The sequence below is a fragment of the Sphaerochaeta halotolerans genome (genome assembly GCF_003429665.1).
Classification (GTDB): domain Bacteria; phylum Spirochaetota; class Spirochaetia; order Sphaerochaetales; family Sphaerochaetaceae; genus Sphaerochaeta; species Sphaerochaeta halotolerans.
Window position 1 is genome coordinate 1 of sequence record NZ_QUWK01000018.1, and the last position, 15,656, is coordinate 15,656.

At 47.1% G+C, this 15,656-nt stretch carries 16 protein-coding genes; 10 read left to right on the plus strand and 6 right to left on the minus strand.

The window, feature by feature from the left end:
* Positions 1–401: 401 nt before the first annotated feature.
* The 3 genes from DYP60_RS12795 (at position 402) to DYP60_RS12805 (ending at position 3,799) form a co-directional block, all read left to right on the plus strand.
* Positions 402–1,166, plus strand: a complete 765-nt coding sequence (locus DYP60_RS12795) for a type IV toxin-antitoxin system AbiEi family antitoxin domain-containing protein (RefSeq protein ID WP_117331411.1) — start codon at positions 402–404, stop codon at positions 1,164–1,166.
* Positions 1,141–2,043 (plus strand): nucleotidyl transferase AbiEii/AbiGii toxin family protein, encoded by a 903-nt coding sequence (locus DYP60_RS12800; RefSeq protein WP_117331412.1) that lies wholly within the window; start codon positions 1,141–1,143, stop codon positions 2,041–2,043. The genes DYP60_RS12795 and DYP60_RS12800 overlap by 26 nt, the downstream gene beginning before the upstream one ends.
* A 223-nt stretch (positions 2,044–2,266) precedes the next feature.
* Positions 2,267–3,799, plus strand: a complete 1,533-nt coding sequence (locus DYP60_RS12805) for a transposase (protein ID WP_117331413.1) — start codon at positions 2,267–2,269, stop codon at positions 3,797–3,799.
* Positions 3,800–4,096: 297 nt separating this feature from the next.
* Here the strand turns inward: DYP60_RS12805 and DYP60_RS12810 are convergent, their stop codons facing one another.
* Both DYP60_RS12810 and DYP60_RS14330 read right to left on the minus strand, forming a co-directional pair.
* Positions 4,097–4,444, minus strand: coding sequence for a hypothetical protein (locus DYP60_RS12810; RefSeq protein WP_117331414.1), 348 nt, complete (start codon positions 4,442–4,444; stop codon positions 4,097–4,099).
* Between the two features lies 1 nt (position 4,445).
* On the minus strand, positions 4,446–4,613 hold the full coding sequence (locus DYP60_RS14330) for a hypothetical protein (RefSeq protein WP_165849577.1): 168 nt from the start codon (positions 4,611–4,613) through the stop codon (positions 4,446–4,448).
* Between the two features lie 28 nt (positions 4,614–4,641).
* Between DYP60_RS14330 and DYP60_RS12815 the strand changes: the two genes are divergently transcribed.
* On the plus strand, positions 4,642–4,920 hold the full coding sequence (locus tag DYP60_RS12815; RefSeq protein ID WP_160527986.1) for a helix-turn-helix domain-containing protein: 279 nt from the start codon (positions 4,642–4,644) through the stop codon (positions 4,918–4,920).
* Between the two features lie 39 nt (positions 4,921–4,959).
* Here DYP60_RS12815 and DYP60_RS12820 read toward each other — a convergent pair whose 3' ends face one another.
* Positions 4,960–5,700: a hypothetical protein gene (locus DYP60_RS12820; protein WP_117331416.1), complete on the minus strand. Its 741-nt coding sequence runs from the start codon at positions 5,698–5,700 to the stop codon at positions 4,960–4,962.
* A 503-nt stretch (positions 5,701–6,203) separates the two neighbouring features.
* Here DYP60_RS12820 and DYP60_RS12825 point away from each other — a divergent pair.
* Both DYP60_RS12825 and DYP60_RS12830 read left to right on the plus strand, forming a co-directional pair.
* Positions 6,204–7,007, plus strand: a complete 804-nt coding sequence (locus DYP60_RS12825; protein ID WP_117331417.1) for a hypothetical protein — start codon at positions 6,204–6,206, stop codon at positions 7,005–7,007.
* A gap of 22 nt (positions 7,008–7,029) precedes the next feature.
* Positions 7,030–7,893: a Fic family protein gene (locus tag DYP60_RS12830; RefSeq protein WP_206363143.1), complete on the plus strand. Its 864-nt coding sequence runs from the start codon at positions 7,030–7,032 to the stop codon at positions 7,891–7,893.
* Positions 7,894–7,921: 28 nt separating this feature from the next.
* On the opposite strand, the gene DYP60_RS12835 is transcribed toward DYP60_RS12830, so the two are convergent.
* Positions 7,922–8,482, minus strand: a complete 561-nt coding sequence (locus DYP60_RS12835; protein ID WP_165849578.1) for a TetR family transcriptional regulator — start codon at positions 8,480–8,482, stop codon at positions 7,922–7,924.
* Positions 8,483–8,671: 189 nt separating this feature from the next.
* Between DYP60_RS12835 and DYP60_RS12840 the strand changes: the two genes are divergently transcribed.
* A complete protein-coding gene (locus tag DYP60_RS12840) occupies positions 8,672–9,763 on the plus strand; it encodes a hypothetical protein (RefSeq protein ID WP_133299347.1) in 1,092 nt (363 codons plus the stop codon).
* Positions 9,764–9,816: 53 nt separating this feature from the next.
* On the opposite strand, the gene DYP60_RS12845 is transcribed toward DYP60_RS12840, so the two are convergent.
* Together DYP60_RS12845 and murQ are read right to left on the minus strand one after the other, a co-directional pair.
* Positions 9,817–10,701, minus strand: a complete 885-nt coding sequence (locus DYP60_RS12845; RefSeq protein ID WP_117331420.1) for a MurR/RpiR family transcriptional regulator — start codon at positions 10,699–10,701, stop codon at positions 9,817–9,819.
* 14 nt (positions 10,702–10,715) lie between these two features.
* Positions 10,716–11,663: an N-acetylmuramic acid 6-phosphate etherase gene (murQ, locus tag DYP60_RS12850; RefSeq protein WP_117331421.1), complete on the minus strand. Its 948-nt coding sequence runs from the start codon at positions 11,661–11,663 to the stop codon at positions 10,716–10,718.
* A 148-nt stretch (positions 11,664–11,811) separates the two neighbouring features.
* On the opposite strand from murQ, the gene DYP60_RS12855 reads away from it, so the two are divergent.
* The 3 genes from DYP60_RS12855 to DYP60_RS12865 all read left to right on the plus strand — a co-directional run bounded on the left by DYP60_RS12855 (position 11,812) and on the right by DYP60_RS12865 (position 15,656).
* Positions 11,812–13,041, plus strand: a complete 1,230-nt coding sequence (locus DYP60_RS12855; RefSeq protein WP_117331422.1) for an anhydro-N-acetylmuramic acid kinase — start codon at positions 11,812–11,814, stop codon at positions 13,039–13,041.
* 35 nt (positions 13,042–13,076) lie between these two features.
* Positions 13,077–14,624, plus strand: a complete 1,548-nt coding sequence (locus DYP60_RS12860) for an ABC transporter substrate-binding protein (RefSeq protein WP_117331423.1) — start codon at positions 13,077–13,079, stop codon at positions 14,622–14,624.
* A gap of 69 nt (positions 14,625–14,693) precedes the next feature.
* Positions 14,694–15,656, plus strand: coding sequence for an ABC transporter permease (locus DYP60_RS12865; RefSeq protein ID WP_117331424.1), 963 nt, complete (start codon positions 14,694–14,696; stop codon positions 15,654–15,656).

The window sequence follows — 15,656 nt, forward strand, 5'->3', positions numbered from 1 at the left end:
GAGGAAAGGAATCATCATGATGGTTCCTCTCGGGAGCGAGTGCAGGGAAAGCAAGGTGAGATACCCCGTCCCTTGGGACGGAAAAGGAGGCAACGCCTCCTGAGTTCAGCTCTTGCCCTGAGGTATTGATACCTTTCATTCGGTTAGGCTCCTGAAAGGAAGTTTCAAGTTCCATCTTTGAAGGTAAAAAAAGACTATATTAACCAAGGCTGTTTTAAACAAAGCCTCATACATGACGCTATTGATCAAGCACATGTGCACACTTCTGGTTTATGGATTGTACAGAAGTCGTATAATAGGTATGTAGATAGACAACATTATAAACTTGACTTAGGTTTGTCTTTAAGCTAAATTACAGAGTATAGATATGTAAATATTATATATTATAAACCGGAGGTACTATGGCTACCCTTGATTCTGAGTTACTTGAAGGATTGCTCGTAGATAGAGCGTGGCTAAAAGGTCGTGGAATCGAAAACACTACCGTGGACTACTACCTTCGCTCCGGCAAGCTTGAAGCCGTGATACACGGTCTCTATAGAAAGCCAGGACCTCCGTTGAAATGGCAGAATGTGGTGTATTCACTCACGCTCCTCGGCTACGATGTCCATGTAGGACACATAACTGCCTTGACCTATCATGGGTATGACCACTACCTAAAGCTTGGAATTTCACAGAGCATCAGACTATTCAGTCCCCAGAAACTTCCCAGGTGGGTGGAAAGGATAGGGGTCAAACCAGGTTTTTCCATAATGAAGATAAGGCCGTTCCCAGACATTGAAGTCGGGATGACTGAAGTTCCTTTTGGAACTTGGGATTGGCCTATACGCTACTCCTTGCCTGAACGTGCATTCATCGAGTTGGCAAGTACAATCGAGACGAGAGAGGAGATCCTGCAGGCGAATCTGATGATGGAAGGAGCTGCCAATCTCCGGCCGAGTTTGCTTCAGGTCTTGCTGGAATCCTCTACCAGTATCAAGGCAAAGAGGTTGTTTCTCTGGCTTGCAAGGACTGCAGGGCATGCCTGGTATCGGCATATTGATTTATCCAAGATAGATCTGGGTGTAGGCAAACGTCAGATTGTGCCAGGTGGTAAGCTTGATACAGAGTTTTTAATCACAGTCCCCAAGGAGGTTCATGATGGACAACAAGAATCCATATTTTAGTCAAGTTGCACTCTTGGTCCGTCTCTTGCCCCTCATAGGCAGATACTCGTGTTTTGCACTGAAAGGGGGGACAGCAATCAACTTGTTTTACCGGGATATGCCGCGTCTCTCTGTAGATATTGATCTCGTATATGTACCTGTTGCTGAACGTATGCAGTCACTTCAGGAAATTACGAGGGGCCTTAGGAGTATGGGTGATGCCATTGTTGCACAGATTCCAGAAGCCAAAATCCAATATTCTTCGTTAAATCATACTGATACGGTAACTCGGTTGATTGTTGAGGCTGACAGATCAGTTGTGAAGATTGAATTGTCACCGGTTTTACGAGGAACGGTATATGAGCCGGCTGTCATGCAGATATCTAAGAGCGCTGAGGATGCATTTGGTTTTGCAGAAGTCTCCGTTGTCTCCTTTGAAGACCTGTTTGCAGGTAAGATGATGGCTGCATTGGACAGGCAGCATCCACGGGATCTTTTTGACATAAAGGGCTTATTAGAGCATGAGGGAATGTCTGACAGGCTAAAGGAAGCTTTCATTGTCTATCTGATTTCTCATAATAGAAGGATTGTGGAAATTCTCGATCCGAGGTTGTTGGATATTAAGCAAACATATGAAACTGACTTCTCTGGAATGACAAGTGGTCCTACCACATTGGCGGAGCTCGAAGAAGCAAGATATGCATTGGTTAGGACTGTACACGACATGCTCGATGAACGCGATAAGCAATTTCTCATTGGTTTTAAGGAAGGACATCCTGACTGGTCCTATTTCAGTGTTCCTCATATTCAGCATCTTCCAGCTGTTAGGTGGAAGATATATAACCTTGACCGGGTTGAAGTGTCAGAGAGGCAACAAATGGTGAGTAAGCTTAAATAACAATTTCCCAGAATCCAACACTATATAAACCTGCAAATCAGGTCGCCATGTAGGTGTAGCAGGCAAGAATTCCAATCTTCCGAATAAAAATCACTCTAAAACCCGTAGCTTTCGACCTTTCTTGGTATGAATTCTTCGTGTTATATGTTGTTCATCTTCTGATTTTTATTGAAATATAGTTCTTTTATGTGTATAATAAACACTATATTAGGATGGGTTTTGCATGGCTATTCCTGTAGAGATCAGAAGTGTAGAGAGACCAAAAAATACGATCGTTGTCAAACGTGGCAACGGGCCTCTCCAGTACGCGGTCGTAGAGCGTGTAGGATGTAAGCGGGTAGGGGAAAGCAACATTCCGGTCAACGGATATACTATCGGTCACATCATCGATGGGGCCTTTGTCCCGGTCAGCGAACCGGTTGCCCAAAGAACCATAGAACTCAAAGATTATGCAGATGTGGTTCTTGTTGATTCCGTATCAAGATCTCTTCTTGATGAATTGTATGCTGTGTACTCTACCAAAGATGCCATGAAGATCTACTCGATGGCTCTGCTGAGAGTCTGCTATCCAGGAGTCCCCTGTTCCAGACTCAGCCATTATTATGAGATGAGCTGGGTGAGTATGCTCTTTCCTTCCCTTCCATTGAGCAGGAATACCGTATCGGCATTCCTGCAGGATCTGGGCAAATCCTATTCACTGATTGTTTCTTTCATGAGGAACCGGGTCAACTCCCTTACCTCAGGGCATCATATTGCCATAGATGGAACGCTGAAAGAAGATAACAGCAGGGTGAATTCCCTTTCTCATTACTCACGAAAGGCTCGTGTTGAAGGCACGATGGACATCACGGTGGTATTCGCCTACGACATAGATGTCAGAGAACCTATTTGTTCCAAGGTCTTTGCCGGCAATGTACTCGACAGTGTCAGTTACCAGAGATTTCTCACTGAGAATGGATTGAAACAGGGTATTGTCATGGCAGACAAAGGATTTCCGAAAAAAGCTGCCCAGGAAGCTTTCGAGGCTTCCCCTGCTCTCCATTGGCTGAATCCCATAAAAAGAAGCGACAAACGCATTGCATCTCATGACATGTACGCTTTTACGGGAATGCTTGATGACAGGAACAGAGACATCCTATTCAAGAAGGCTGATCTTGGAGATTATTATCTGTATGCATTCTATGATCGTAAACGTGCGGCAAAAGAAGAAGCCGATTACTTCAAACATCACAAGGGGAAACCTTTTGATGCTGACCATCTGAGCAAGAGCGATGAGCGTTTCGGGACCGTTGTCTTTGAATCTGATGTCGATACCGATCCCGGTACCATCTACAAGATGTATGATGAGAGATGGCTCATAGAAGAATGTTTCCGGTATTACAAGAACGTCACTGACTTCGATGACACCAGGGTCCATTCAGATTACGCTGTGTATGGGAGTGAGTTTGTAAACTTCATTTCTTCGGTCATGACTTCACGCATCATCAGGAAATTCGAAGATGCAGGACTCTTTGCAGAGATGACGTATAAGGACATCATGAGTCGCCTTGCCTCAGCTAAAAAGGTTGAAACTCTTGGGGATGGTACCTGGGAGTTTGTGAAGACGACGAAGTCTACTGAAAAGATCCTTGAGAGGCTTGGTATTGTTGAAAAGCCGGAAGATCCTCCTAAACGCAAACGGGGAAGACCAAAGAAAGCCGTTGACGTGAATGCCCCTAAACGGAAGCGTGGGCGGCCACGCAAGACCACTTCTTAGTAGCATATAGTGTTGAAAGTTGGGAAATCGTTACTTAAAGAACATCTTGGATTAGCAAGCAATCAATGATGGGTAGTCATCTGTTCTCGATCTAGATGCCTTGCGGGGCTGTTGCCCAAAAATATATCTACGTTGGAATCTCATTTAGCGCAGTGTTCTCTTGAAAGCTTGTCTCTGCCCTGGAGATTAAGATGTTCTTGCAAGAAGGAAGGCTCGAGCTGCAAATTTCTAAAAATTGGCTAAACCATGAACGGTAAAAGCTCCCTAAAGAAGATTGTAATACAGCTGCAATATGCTCTATTCAGTGAAAGTACATGGTACCGATAGTTCAATTGCTCTGCAAGCCATGGCTTCATCGATGGTGATGATTTTTGTGGAGAACTGTGATTTCATGCGCTCTACATAAGGGCTGAGTGTTGAACAAATGGTAACCACGACATCACAACCAGTGAGAACTGCGTTCTCAATATCATTGCGGAGACGTTTTTCATTCCCCAACGGAGCGAGAGGAAAGGAATCATCATGGTGGTTCCTCTCGGGAGCGAGTGCAGGGAAAGCAAGGTGAGATACCCCGTCCCTTGGGACGGAAAAGGAGGCAACGCCTCCTGAGTTCAGCTCTTGCCCTGAGGTATTGATACCTTTCATTTTATGCCTCGATTGCTTGGGTCCAAACATACTGAACTTTCTCATAGGCCACAGCAACTGAGAGCTCCGGGGAAATGCCTGCATAGGGAATCATCTCCAAGGAGAATGATGCAAAACTCATATGCAGAAGTGGTTTCTCAGCCCCCGTCAAGGAGGCGCTTCTCTTCATTGAGAAAAACTTTGCGTCGATAGGCTACGTGAAAGAGATAGCTGAACACGTAAATTTGAGCCTCAACTACTTTTCACGGGTGTTCAAGAACGAGGCGGGCATTCCCATCAGTTCCTACCTTATGCACTTTCGCTTGGATAAGGCCTCTGTGATGCTCAAGTCCAGTGACCTCTCGATCAAAGAGATTGCGCTGAAGGTGGGTATTGAGAATGTGAGCTACTTTTCCAGGAGTTTCAAGAAGAAGTTCCAAGTACAACCCATCATCTTTCGTGTGCAGTCAAAGGGGTCTGGTACTGAGGATATCTAATGCAATTCATGAACTGCTGATTGAGTGACACAACTGCTTTCATACGCTTGGTTCGCCACTTTCCCTCCCCATATCCAAGGGGTGGCAGGGGCGGGTATCTTCAGTGCATGACCAGATGAACTTCGCCCCAGTTGCTACCAAGGCATCCACCCCTGATGCATCTAGTAATCCAAAGAGCAGTCTCTTCTCTCTTAGGAGCTTCAGTGTATGCCCATCGTCTGCTTTTACTACAGGGTACAGGTTCTGTACGCTGAGAATCTGGGAGGCGAATGCTTCATCAATGGCACCATCAGAGAAAGGAGCGAAGAATGCGCAGTCGGGGTGTGCCAAGCACAGCGCGATAAGCGCATCTTTGTCTGTTTTCTTGCTATTTGGCTTTTGGGTAAAGCAGTATACGTATGTACCAGAGAGCTTCCCCTTCCTGATGGTTTCCTCACAGGTATTGTTCACTCTGATCAACCAGGGGATGGTGCAATCCTGTTCTACTTCCTTCTTCTTTCGCGCCAGGTATGCATTCAGGATACAGGTGTTGAAGAACCTCCTGAATACCGAGGTGTCGATGTCCTGCCAGAAAGAGAGCAGGTACTCATACCAAGGTGACTCCTTGGTAATGAGAATCTCCTGGATTTTCTCGCGAATATCCTTTGAGGACTCGGCCATATCAACCGATTCTATGAACTTCAGGAGTTTCGGCAGGTTCTCTTCTGGTTCGCCTTCCAGATAGCGCCAGGCCATTTGCGCAATCATCTCGGTCCCACGACGTTTCAGTAAGTTTGTCATACACTATAAGATGGAAGGTATTTCCCAGCAGGGTATGGTCAGTATCAGGAATGTGTCCCAAAGCTGGACATATGGATTAATCTGTAGGTCTATCAAGAAGGTTTTGGATACGTTTCGCCAGTGCCAGCGATGCCGATGAGAAGCCTTCAAGAAATGTCTCTGCGTTTGTTGGAGGGGTACGCTGGAAAGACAACGGTTGGCAGGATGTTGTTTTCAGATAAACCTTGAAACCATCCGACTGCCAGACATTTCAGAAATGATTTGTAGGATATTAATCGAACAGCATGTAATGCCGACAGAAAAGAATGGGCTTGGTACCGTTTTGAATAAGGATTCTGACAGGATCATACATATTTTTGCAGACAGCCTTCCATCTGTAATTGCTTTACCTGTAGAATAATCAAATTTACAGAATATGGCAAATAGTAATAATAATTTATGTTTACAAACCAGTAAATTGTAACTATATCTGCATTATGATACTACTTTTATGAGGTATATCCATGCATATACACGTTTTTGACCAGCGATTGGCAGGGTACGCATATCTTATTGAGAAACTTGCAATCGTAGGTATACCTAACTGGCATAGATCGACAGTCTCCACTACAGGTACACAATCCATCAGGATACGAGACGGTTATGTTGATGAGGTTTTCAGAACCCAATACTGGCCCGGAGAAACGCTAGGAGACCATCTTGAGTTTGCACTGAAATACGACGGGGTGAATCTGGCTTTGCTGGCGAAAATCTTCGAAAAGGTGCCTACTGAAGAGATCACTGAGTACATCAGATCCAAACCAACCGGAAAATACACCCGAAGGATTTGGTTCTTCTATGAGTTTCTGACGGATAAGCGGTTACCTATCAATGACATGACCACCGGTAACTATGTCGATGCCTTGGAAAGCAAAGACTATTACACCGTAGAGAAGGGGGAGAGGTCCCCACGTCACCGCATTGTGAACAACCTCCTTGGTACTAGGGCATTTTGCCCTGTTGTCAGGAAAACGAAGAAGCTCTCAGAATTGGACTCCGCAGCACTAAAAAAGCGGTGTGAGGAAATTGTTACGGCGTATCCTCCCGGGCTTCTCCGCAGGGCACTGAGCTACCTCTATAACAAAGAGACTAAATCTTCCTTTGAGATAGAGCGCGTCAAGAGTACTTCCTCCCGTATAGAAACATTCATTCCCCAACGGAGCGAGAGGAAAGGAACCATCATGATGGTTCCTCTCCCGAGCGAGTGCAGGGAAAGCAAGGTGAGATACCCCGTCCCTTGGGGCGGAAAAGGAGGCAACGCCTCCTGAGTTCAGGGCTTGCCCTGAGGTATTGATACCTTTCATTGCATCCCTGCTCCTTGCTGAAAAAGAAGATTTCTGTGATAAGGAACGTCTGATTGAGCTTCAGAACCGCATTGTCGACCCGCGATTCAGAGACAGTGACTATCGAGTGAAACAAAACTATGTTGGGCAGTCAGTTGCTTATCAGAAAGAGTTAATCCACTATATCTGCCCAAGACCTGATGATCTGCCAAGTTTGATGGAGGGTTTGCTTGCTTCCCATACCAGGATGAAAACAGGAGGAGTCCCTCCTGTTATCCATGCTGCAGTGATCGCCTATGGTTTTGTGTTTCTGCACCCGTTTGAGGATGGAAACGGCAGGATACATCGTTTTCTAATACACAATATTCTTTCTCTACAGAACTTGGTACCGCGTGGACTCATGTTCCCCATCTCAGCGGTCATGCTTAAGAATCCAGAAGCGTATGATCGATCGTTGGAAGCTTTTTCCAGGCCACTTCTCCAGGTCATCGACTATCGACTCGATGAAATGGGGAGGATGACAGTGGAGAATGAGAGTGCTGTTTGGTACTCCTTTATGGATTTGACCGTCCAAGGGGAAGCCTTGTCAGCGTTTATTCTCAAGACAATCGAAGAAGAGCTTGTGCAAGAGCTCAATTTCCTTGCCAGCTATGACGCTACCAAAAAGGCGATTCAGGATATTATTGATATGCCTGACCGTTTGATCGATCTATTCATTCAGTTGTGTCTGCAGGGTAACGGTAAGCTGTCTGCAAGAAAGAGAGCAGCGCATTTTGACTTTCTCAGTGATGAAGAGCTTGTAGCCATGGAACAGGCGGTACGGGAGGCACAGGGGAGTCCATACGCGCAGCAGGATATGCAGGGATCATAACCAGTATCAACAAAGCTGGACATATAGATTAATCTGTCGGTCTATCCAGCAAGTTCTGGATACGCTTCGTCAGTGCCAGTGATGCTGAGCAGAAGCTTTCAAGAAAGGTCTCTGCGCTTGTTGGAGGGGTACGTTCCAGCCATCTGTACAGTGAGGAGAGAAAAAACTCACTGACCAGGTAGGTTGTTTCATCCAGGTCGAGCGAGGACCCCTGTTCCATGGACAGTGAGCGTAGTATCATTGGTTGCATCTGATGGGCAAGATACTCCCGAAACGAGCCTGAGCCTGTAACGCTTAGTGCACCTGCGTAGAACGATCGTTCTATGGCAAGTGCCTCACAGAGCTCAATTGCCAGGGACAGTGATACGCTATTGCTTGCTACGTTCTGTCTAATTGGTTTTCCGATCTCTTCCTCGAAGATCCAGATAACCAGTTCATACTTGTTCAGGAAGTGGTAGTAGAAGCTCTTGCGGTTCAGATTGCAGTCATCACAGATGTCTGTGATCGTAATCTTCTCTAGCGGTGTATGCTCCATTTGCTGTTTCAGTGCGGCTGCTATTGCTCGCTTCGTAATCTGGGAGTTGGACATATACAGAATATGGTAGGCAACAGGGAAAAATGTCAATAAAAATAGACAGGTGCATATCTTGACTGTCTCCTTAAGATATGTCATAAGGAAAAGGGAAAGTTAATAAAACTGTTAGAGGTTACTATGCGTATTTACCAAAAAACATGGGTATTTTGCCTAATTATTATAATATCTTCCACTTTTTCTCTCATGGGAAATGCAATTACCTATGACATAGCAACGGGTACCTTGCAAGATTTCGCTATCAACTACAACGACAATCCTGACGATCCTTCTGCCTATATGAACAGTACACCGGTTTGGGACCACCCGGGTTTTCTTGGTCGTCTCATCTACACGGGAGAGCCCACCCAACTAACGGTTTTCAATCATGGGCCAACTACCGGTGGTCCCCGTTTTTACTTTACTGGTCTCGATTGGTCAGGGCAGAGTAATACCAATTACTACAGGGAGTTTTTTCTTGTGGCGAGGGCCAAAGGCCTTCGGCACGGTTCCCCCGGAACACAACATGATTTCTCACAGTTCAATACGGTTGTTGCCGGTCCTGGGCAGATGATTGACATCCCCTATGGTGCAGGAGATGAAACCGTCGAGGTCGGTGAGTTGGGGTACAACACCCAGGGACAGAGAGATGTGTTCGATGGGAGTAATGAGTATCAATATCTGTATCCCTATAGTCATATCTGGATTGATCTGACCATTATTCGCACACGTACTGCCAAAAGGACTTTCTTTTTAAGGTTCTATGAATCCTCGCTCTACATCCAGTCGGATGAAGAAGCTTCGGTTCTCCTTACGCTTTCAGGAGAGGACAGTAGTGGATGGTTTGGGCAGATGCCTGAAGCTTTTTCCTTCAGTATCGAGAAGACTGTGGAGGATGGGTTCCCCTTTTCCTGGTTGCAGCAGGCCAGCACCATGTACAATGCCTTGGAGATTGCCAAGGTTATCTACCGTGCAGAGGACTCTGCTGCTTCCATTCGCTTTGCTTCTGATGCTAGTGGTACCCAGGCCCAGTTCTTTTTCAGGAACCAGTATGGGGATGTCTTTCCGTTCTCCTTGGCCTTTGATGCCTCAAAGCCCAATCAAACGGTAGTACCCATTACCTCGTCCCAGACGTTTGAGACAATGGTGCAGTCAGTGACTTCTCCCATTGATGGCAACTCCATCCACCAGTTGCATGTCCTGGAAGGATCAGTCTTAGCCTACCTTCCAAGCTACCTAGACCCTCCCATGGGGTTATATTCCTCCACGGTCTATGTGTTTGTTGAGCCGGTGGAGTGAGTAAACCTATTTGTCTATCTTGATAGAATCATGTACCTGGGTAGTCTGCTCTCTTATGGCGTATTGTCTGTACTGACATGCCGGTGTGTTACCGCCATAGTCTGCTCTATTGCCTCAATGGATGCATCGAGGTTCCCAGCTACCATGAGGGAGTAGAGCATATCTATTACTGCCAGCTGATTAATTCTTGAGGTACTCGCTCCCTGGCGGTATATCCTCTCTGAAGCAGGAATGACAATGCTGATATCAGAGAGACGCCGAAGTGTATTGTCACTATCCATGGTCACTGAGATGATCGGGGTACCAGATCGTTTGAGCTGCTTGGCTGCAGCTACCATGGTATCGTTCTCCCCAGAGTAGGAGAGAATGCAGGCACAGTCCTCCTTCCTCATGGTTGAGGCTGCAGTGAGCTGTAGATCGGTATCATGTGTGTAGAATACAGAGATGCCAAGCCGTACCAACTTCTGCATGAAGTCGAAAGCAACAACCCCTGAAGCACCGACTCCGAAGAGAAATGTCGAGTGTGCTGACTGAATCAAGGAAACAGCCTTTTCCAACTCCTTCCCATCGAGACAGCGCTCGAGTGCATTGAAAGAGTGCTGGAATCGTTGAATCACAGAGTGGATGACCACAGATGGAGAGGTCTCTGAGTCAAGTTCAAAGTCTGGGACATATCGCTCATCATAGTTACCGAAGACATCTCGAGCCAGACGTAGCTTGAAATTGCTGAAACTGGTGAAATTGAGGTGTTTGCAGAAGCGAATCACCGCTGCCTGGCTGGCACCGCTCTGCTTCGAGAGTTCACGCACATTGAAGTGAACCGTTTTCTTGGGTTCTCTCAGTACATACGAGGCAACCTTCTTCTCAGAGTCACTAAGAAGATCATACTGGGCGTTGATCGCATATAAAGCCCCTTCAACCTGTACTTTCTCTTCCATGCATGCTCCCTTTCCTATGTGTCGTTCTCAGCAGATTGTTTGGAGTGGTAGAGCCGTATCATCTCAGAAATCGGACCACTGGATTGGCTCTCCAATGACCGGGCAGTCTCAGCATCCACTCCCAGCAATATCATCACTATAGCAAGCTTCGGTCTTCTCCCAGATGCTTCAAAAGCAGTGCTGGCTTCCTCATAGGAACACGCTGTGGCTTGTTTGATCAATCGCTTGGAGCGTTCCACCAGTTTTTTATTGACTGGAGTAAGATCAACCATGAGGTTTCGGTAAACCTTGCCAATCCTGATCATACTTGCCGTGGTAATCATATTGAGTACCAATTTCTGTGCAGTTCCTGACTTAAGACGGGTGGAACCCGTAATTACCTCTGGGCCCACATCCAGAAATATTGCATGCTGTGCCGCTGCAAACGTCTGGGATTTTGCATTACAACTGATAGCCCCCACCACTGCTCCTAGGTTTTTTGCATATTCCATAGCACCGATTACATACGGAGCCTGTCCTGATGCGGTAATGCCAACCAATACATCCTTCTTGGAAAAATGCAGTGCCTGTAGCTCCCTGACTCCTTCCTGATAGTCATCCTCCGCGTTCTCAATGGAACGCACCAGTGCTTCCTTTCCTCCTGCTATCAGACCCTGGACCATGGTCCTGGGGACCCCAAAGGTTGGAGGACACTCAGAAGCATCCAATACCCCAAGGCGTCCACTGGTTCCCGCTCCTATGTAAAACAAGCGACCGCCGTTCCTGAAAGACGTTACAACATCAGATACCAAGGAGGCAATGACAGGGAGTTGTTTTTCTACCGCGAACGGGACAGTTTTATCCTCATCATTCATGATCTGCAGAATTTGTAGTTCTGAGAGCTCATCAATATTGGAGGTGTTGGTATTGCACTGTTCAGTGGTAAGTGAATTCAAGGTCTCTTCCGTGATCGGTACTTGCATATGCTATTTTCTCCCGGTGTCCGGTTATGTACGTATACGATATTTATTTCACTGTATCACTTCTGGTTGTGTGTTGTAAAGAAATAATATTTCAAAAACATTTGCGTTCTAAAATTATATGTCATATACTGGGTAAAACGAGAGGATTATGAACACAAACGACTTGATTCATCGATACAGGAAAGAGACAACCCATCGAATCATCGGCCTCATGTCGGGGACAAGCTTGGATGGTGTTGATGCGGTTCTTGTGACCATTACCTCAGAGGCAGATGGGCATGTAGAAAGTGTGACCTTGGAAGACCAGGTCGCAATTCCCTATACCAATGACGTAAAAGCGATGGTAAATCGCCTCTGTGTAAAAGGAGCTTCAGACATTGAAGACCTCTGTTTTGCCCACTTCGGTCTTGCCCACTGGAACGGGGAAGCGGTCAACAGATTGATCGAACACAGTACAGTGGAGAGATCATCTATTGCTGCCATTGGTATGCATGGACAGACCGTGTGGCATGCTCCTGTTCCAAGAACTTTCCCAGGCCCCGAAGGAACATTAGACATTACGGGAACCTTGCAGATAGGCAATGCCCAGATGGTCGCTTCTCTTACCGGTCTTCCTGTCATCTCCGACTTCCGCTCTGCCGATATGGCCGAAGGAGGCGAGGGTGCTCCCCTCGCTCCCTACATCGATTACCTGCTCTTCCACCAGGAAGGGAAGGGTATCGCTGTCCAGAACATCGGAGGTATCGGGAATGTGACGGTGCTGCCCCAGGGAGGGGATGAGGAAGCAATCTTTGCTTTCGATACCGGACCAGGCAACATGATCATCGACCAGATAGTTGCACTTGGTACACACCAGAAGCAGCAATATGACGATGGTGGTACGATCGCAGCGCGTGGTACGGTATCTATAGAACTGCTTACCCAGATGATGAGAGACCCCTATTTTGCAAAGAAACCTCCCAAAAGCACCGGTCGTGAAGTCTATGGATCGGATTATAGTGAGCAGGTATTGAAACAAGCGGAAGCCTTGAAGCTCAGTTTTGAAGATGTGGTAGCTACCGCTACCGCTTTTACCGCAAAAACCATTGCCAGTTCATACACGGATTTCGTACTCCCTGTAACTACACTGGATACCGTAGTGGTCAGTGGAGGAGGGGCGAGAAACAAGACCTTGCTCTCCATGATCAAGGGCTACCTGCCAGAGGGTATTAGCGTGCAACCATCGGATGAGGTAGGAGTACCGGACCAAGCCAGAGAGGCAATGGCCTTCGCCTTGATGGCGCATGAGTCATTGATGGGAAGACCTTCCAATATTCCGAAGGTTACCGGAGCCAAGAGAAGAGTGGTGCTCGGAACCATTACCATGCAACAACTCTGATATTTGTCAGATGAGAATAACAAAAGGAGCGAATTATGAAAAAACGTAATCTGTTTTTGGTCTGTGCAGTAGCATTGCTGGTTCTTGCAATGTCTTCTGCTTTTGCCGCAGGTGTGAAGGAGGAGGCTCCAGCAGCACAAAAGTCGTCTACCCTGACCATCGGGGTTAGCCAGGAAGCTGTGGGACTGGATCCCCATATCGTAACCGCATTCTCCTCCATGCGTAGAATCGATTTGCTGTACAACCGCTTGGTTCGTCTCAATGAAAACATGGAAGTGGTTCCTGATCTGGCAGAGTCCTGGGAAATTCCAGATAACCTGACCTATATCTTCCACCTGAAGAAGGGTGTCAAGTTCCATAATGGAAGAGAGATGGTTGCCGACGATGTGAAGTACTCACTCGAGCGCGTACTCGATCCTACAACCGCAGCACCCGGTCGTTCCTATATTGCTACGATCGATACCATCGAGGTTCTGGATGACTACACGGTGAAGATTACGCTCTCTTCTCCGTTGGCTTCATTGCTCGATGCTTTGACATCCAACAATATTTCCATAGTCCCCCGCGAAGTGGTGGAAGAGAATGGGAACCTGCAGAGAGTTGTTTGTGGTACCGGTCCCTACATGCTCGAGGAGTGGGTCGTTGACAACTCCATGACGCTGGTGAAGAATCCTGAATACTTTGAAAGCGGTCTTCCAAAGACCGAGAAGGTCATCTTCAGGGTCATTCCTGAGGAAGCCTCTCTCTTGGCTGGAATCAAGAGTGGTAACTTGGATATTGCAACCATCAATGATGGTGCCACCATTCGCCAGGCAAGCGCCGACAAGAGTGTCGTGGTCATGAGCAAGCCTGGAATGAACGTCAGGGTATTCAGCTTCAACAACCAGAAAGCTCCCTTCGATGACATCCGTGTCCGTCAGGCTATCGCCCTCGCCATTGACCGCAACGAGATCCTGACCATGGCTGAGTATGGCATGGGCGCCGCAACCGGCCCGATTCCTATCTCCGCAAAAGCTTGGGCAATACCCCCAGAGCAGCTTCCCCTTGGAAAGACTGACTATGCAAAGGCAAAGCAGTTGCTCGCTGATGCAGGATATCCCAATGGGCTTAGCTTCGACATCGTTTGCTCTTCTACCTATGAGGGTGGCTTGGCAGTTGCCCAGGTTATTCAGGACCAACTGAAGAACATCGGCGTAGAGGCAAACCTCGACGTGGTTGAGTGGGGTAATTACATCGACCGCTGGGTGAAGCGTGACTTCAGTACCATGGTTGAGCTCCGCGGCGGAAGCAGCGAACCTGACCGCTTCCTCTATCGTTCCCTGCACAGCACCGGTGGAGTAAACAACTTCATGTATGCTGACAAGGAGACTGACAGACTGCTCGACCTTGGGCGAGAGCAGACGGTTGTTGCAGAGCGAAAAGCTACCTATGACAAGGTGCAGGAAGTACTTGCTACAAACGTTCCCTTGGTGTTCTTGTATTCTCCTAACGAGAACCAGGTAACCAGCCCTGCTGTAGAAGGATTCAAGCTCGTAGGAAATGGTAGCCTGTTCTATGTGACACACGCTGAAGTAACAAAATAACGAGTATTTTCAGAGGACTCCTTCCTGCGGGGAGGAGTCTCTCTACAATATGACATCCAGAGGTGTTTTGTGGGAAAATATATTGTCAAGCGACTGCTTTCGCTTATTCCAGTACTTATAGGGGTTTCCTTGATTGTGTTTTTCATGGTTCGTCTGATCCCAGGTTCTGCTTTGCAGATGTACATGGGGACCCAGGTTGAGGCTACTCCTGAACAGATGGAACAACTCAAACGGTTGTTTGGGGAGGATAAACCTATCCCGGTACTCTATATTGAGTGGGTAGGGGATATCATGCGGGGTGACTTCGGGTATTCACTGAGGACCGGAAGGCCAGTGCTTCCTGATATTCTCAGTAGGCTTCCGATCAGCTTGGAACTGACCCTTTACTCATTGGTGCTTGCCTTGCTTATAGGCATACCGCTTGGAATACTCTCCTCACTGAAGCAGGACACCTTTGGCGATTTTCTTAATAGGATTATTGGCCTCATTGGGCTTTCCTTACCCCAGTTCTGGCTGGCTGCCTTGATGGTTATTGCTTTCTCTTCCTCGCAGGGTTGGATACCCATGGGTAACTATGTCAGTCTGTTTGAAAACCCACTACAAAATCTGAAGATGTTCTTCCTTCCCTCCCTTGCCATCGGATTTGGGTTTGCAGCCGTGGTAATGCGCTACACACGAAACAGCATGCTGGAAGTCCTGCAGATGGATTATGTGAGAACTGCAAAGGCCAAGGGCCTTCCCAAGAGGAAGGTGATTATCATCCATGCACTGAAGAATGCCATCCTCCCTGTCATTACCGTGACAGGATTCAATGCAGGATACCTGCTTGGTGGCTCGATTGTCATTGAGGAAGTGTTTGCACTTCCCGGTATGGGCAGGCTGGCCCTCTATGCGATCAACCAAAGAGACTATCCAGTGATCCAGGCGATCATGTTGGTGATCGCATCCCTCTTTGTATTGGTCAATCTTGTTACGGATCTGGTCTATGCAATGGCAGATCCCCGAATTCGATTGGTTGATGAGGAGAAGTGA

Coding starts and splice junctions, on each gene's coding strand:
- DYP60_RS12795 (WP_117331411.1), top strand. CDS start 402: ATGGCTACCCTTGATTCTGAGTTACTTGAAGGATTGCTCGTAGATAGA.
- DYP60_RS12800 (WP_117331412.1), top strand. CDS start 1,141: ATGGACAACAAGAATCCATATTTTAGTCAAGTTGCACTCTTGGTCCGT.
- DYP60_RS12805 (WP_117331413.1), top strand. CDS start 2,267: ATGGCTATTCCTGTAGAGATCAGAAGTGTAGAGAGACCAAAAAATACG.
- DYP60_RS12810 (WP_117331414.1), bottom strand. CDS start 4,444: ATGAAAGGTATCAATACCTCAGGGCAAGAGCTGAACTCAGGAGGCGTT.
- DYP60_RS14330 (WP_165849577.1), bottom strand. CDS start 4,613: ATGAAGAGAAGCGCCTCCTTGACGGGGGCTGAGAAACCACTTCTGCAT.
- DYP60_RS12820 (WP_117331416.1), bottom strand. CDS start 5,700: ATGACAAACTTACTGAAACGTCGTGGGACCGAGATGATTGCGCAAATG.
- DYP60_RS12825 (WP_117331417.1), top strand. CDS start 6,204: ATGCATATACACGTTTTTGACCAGCGATTGGCAGGGTACGCATATCTT.
- DYP60_RS12835 (WP_165849578.1), bottom strand. CDS start 8,482: ATGTCCAACTCCCAGATTACGAAGCGAGCAATAGCAGCCGCACTGAAA.
- DYP60_RS12840 (WP_133299347.1), top strand. CDS start 8,672: ATGGGAAATGCAATTACCTATGACATAGCAACGGGTACCTTGCAAGAT.
- DYP60_RS12845 (WP_117331420.1), bottom strand. CDS start 10,701: ATGGAAGAGAAAGTACAGGTTGAAGGGGCTTTATATGCGATCAACGCC.
- murQ (WP_117331421.1), bottom strand. CDS start 11,663: ATGCAAGTACCGATCACGGAAGAGACCTTGAATTCACTTACCACTGAA.
- DYP60_RS12855 (WP_117331422.1), top strand. CDS start 11,812: ATGAACACAAACGACTTGATTCATCGATACAGGAAAGAGACAACCCAT.
- DYP60_RS12860 (WP_117331423.1), top strand. CDS start 13,077: ATGAAAAAACGTAATCTGTTTTTGGTCTGTGCAGTAGCATTGCTGGTT.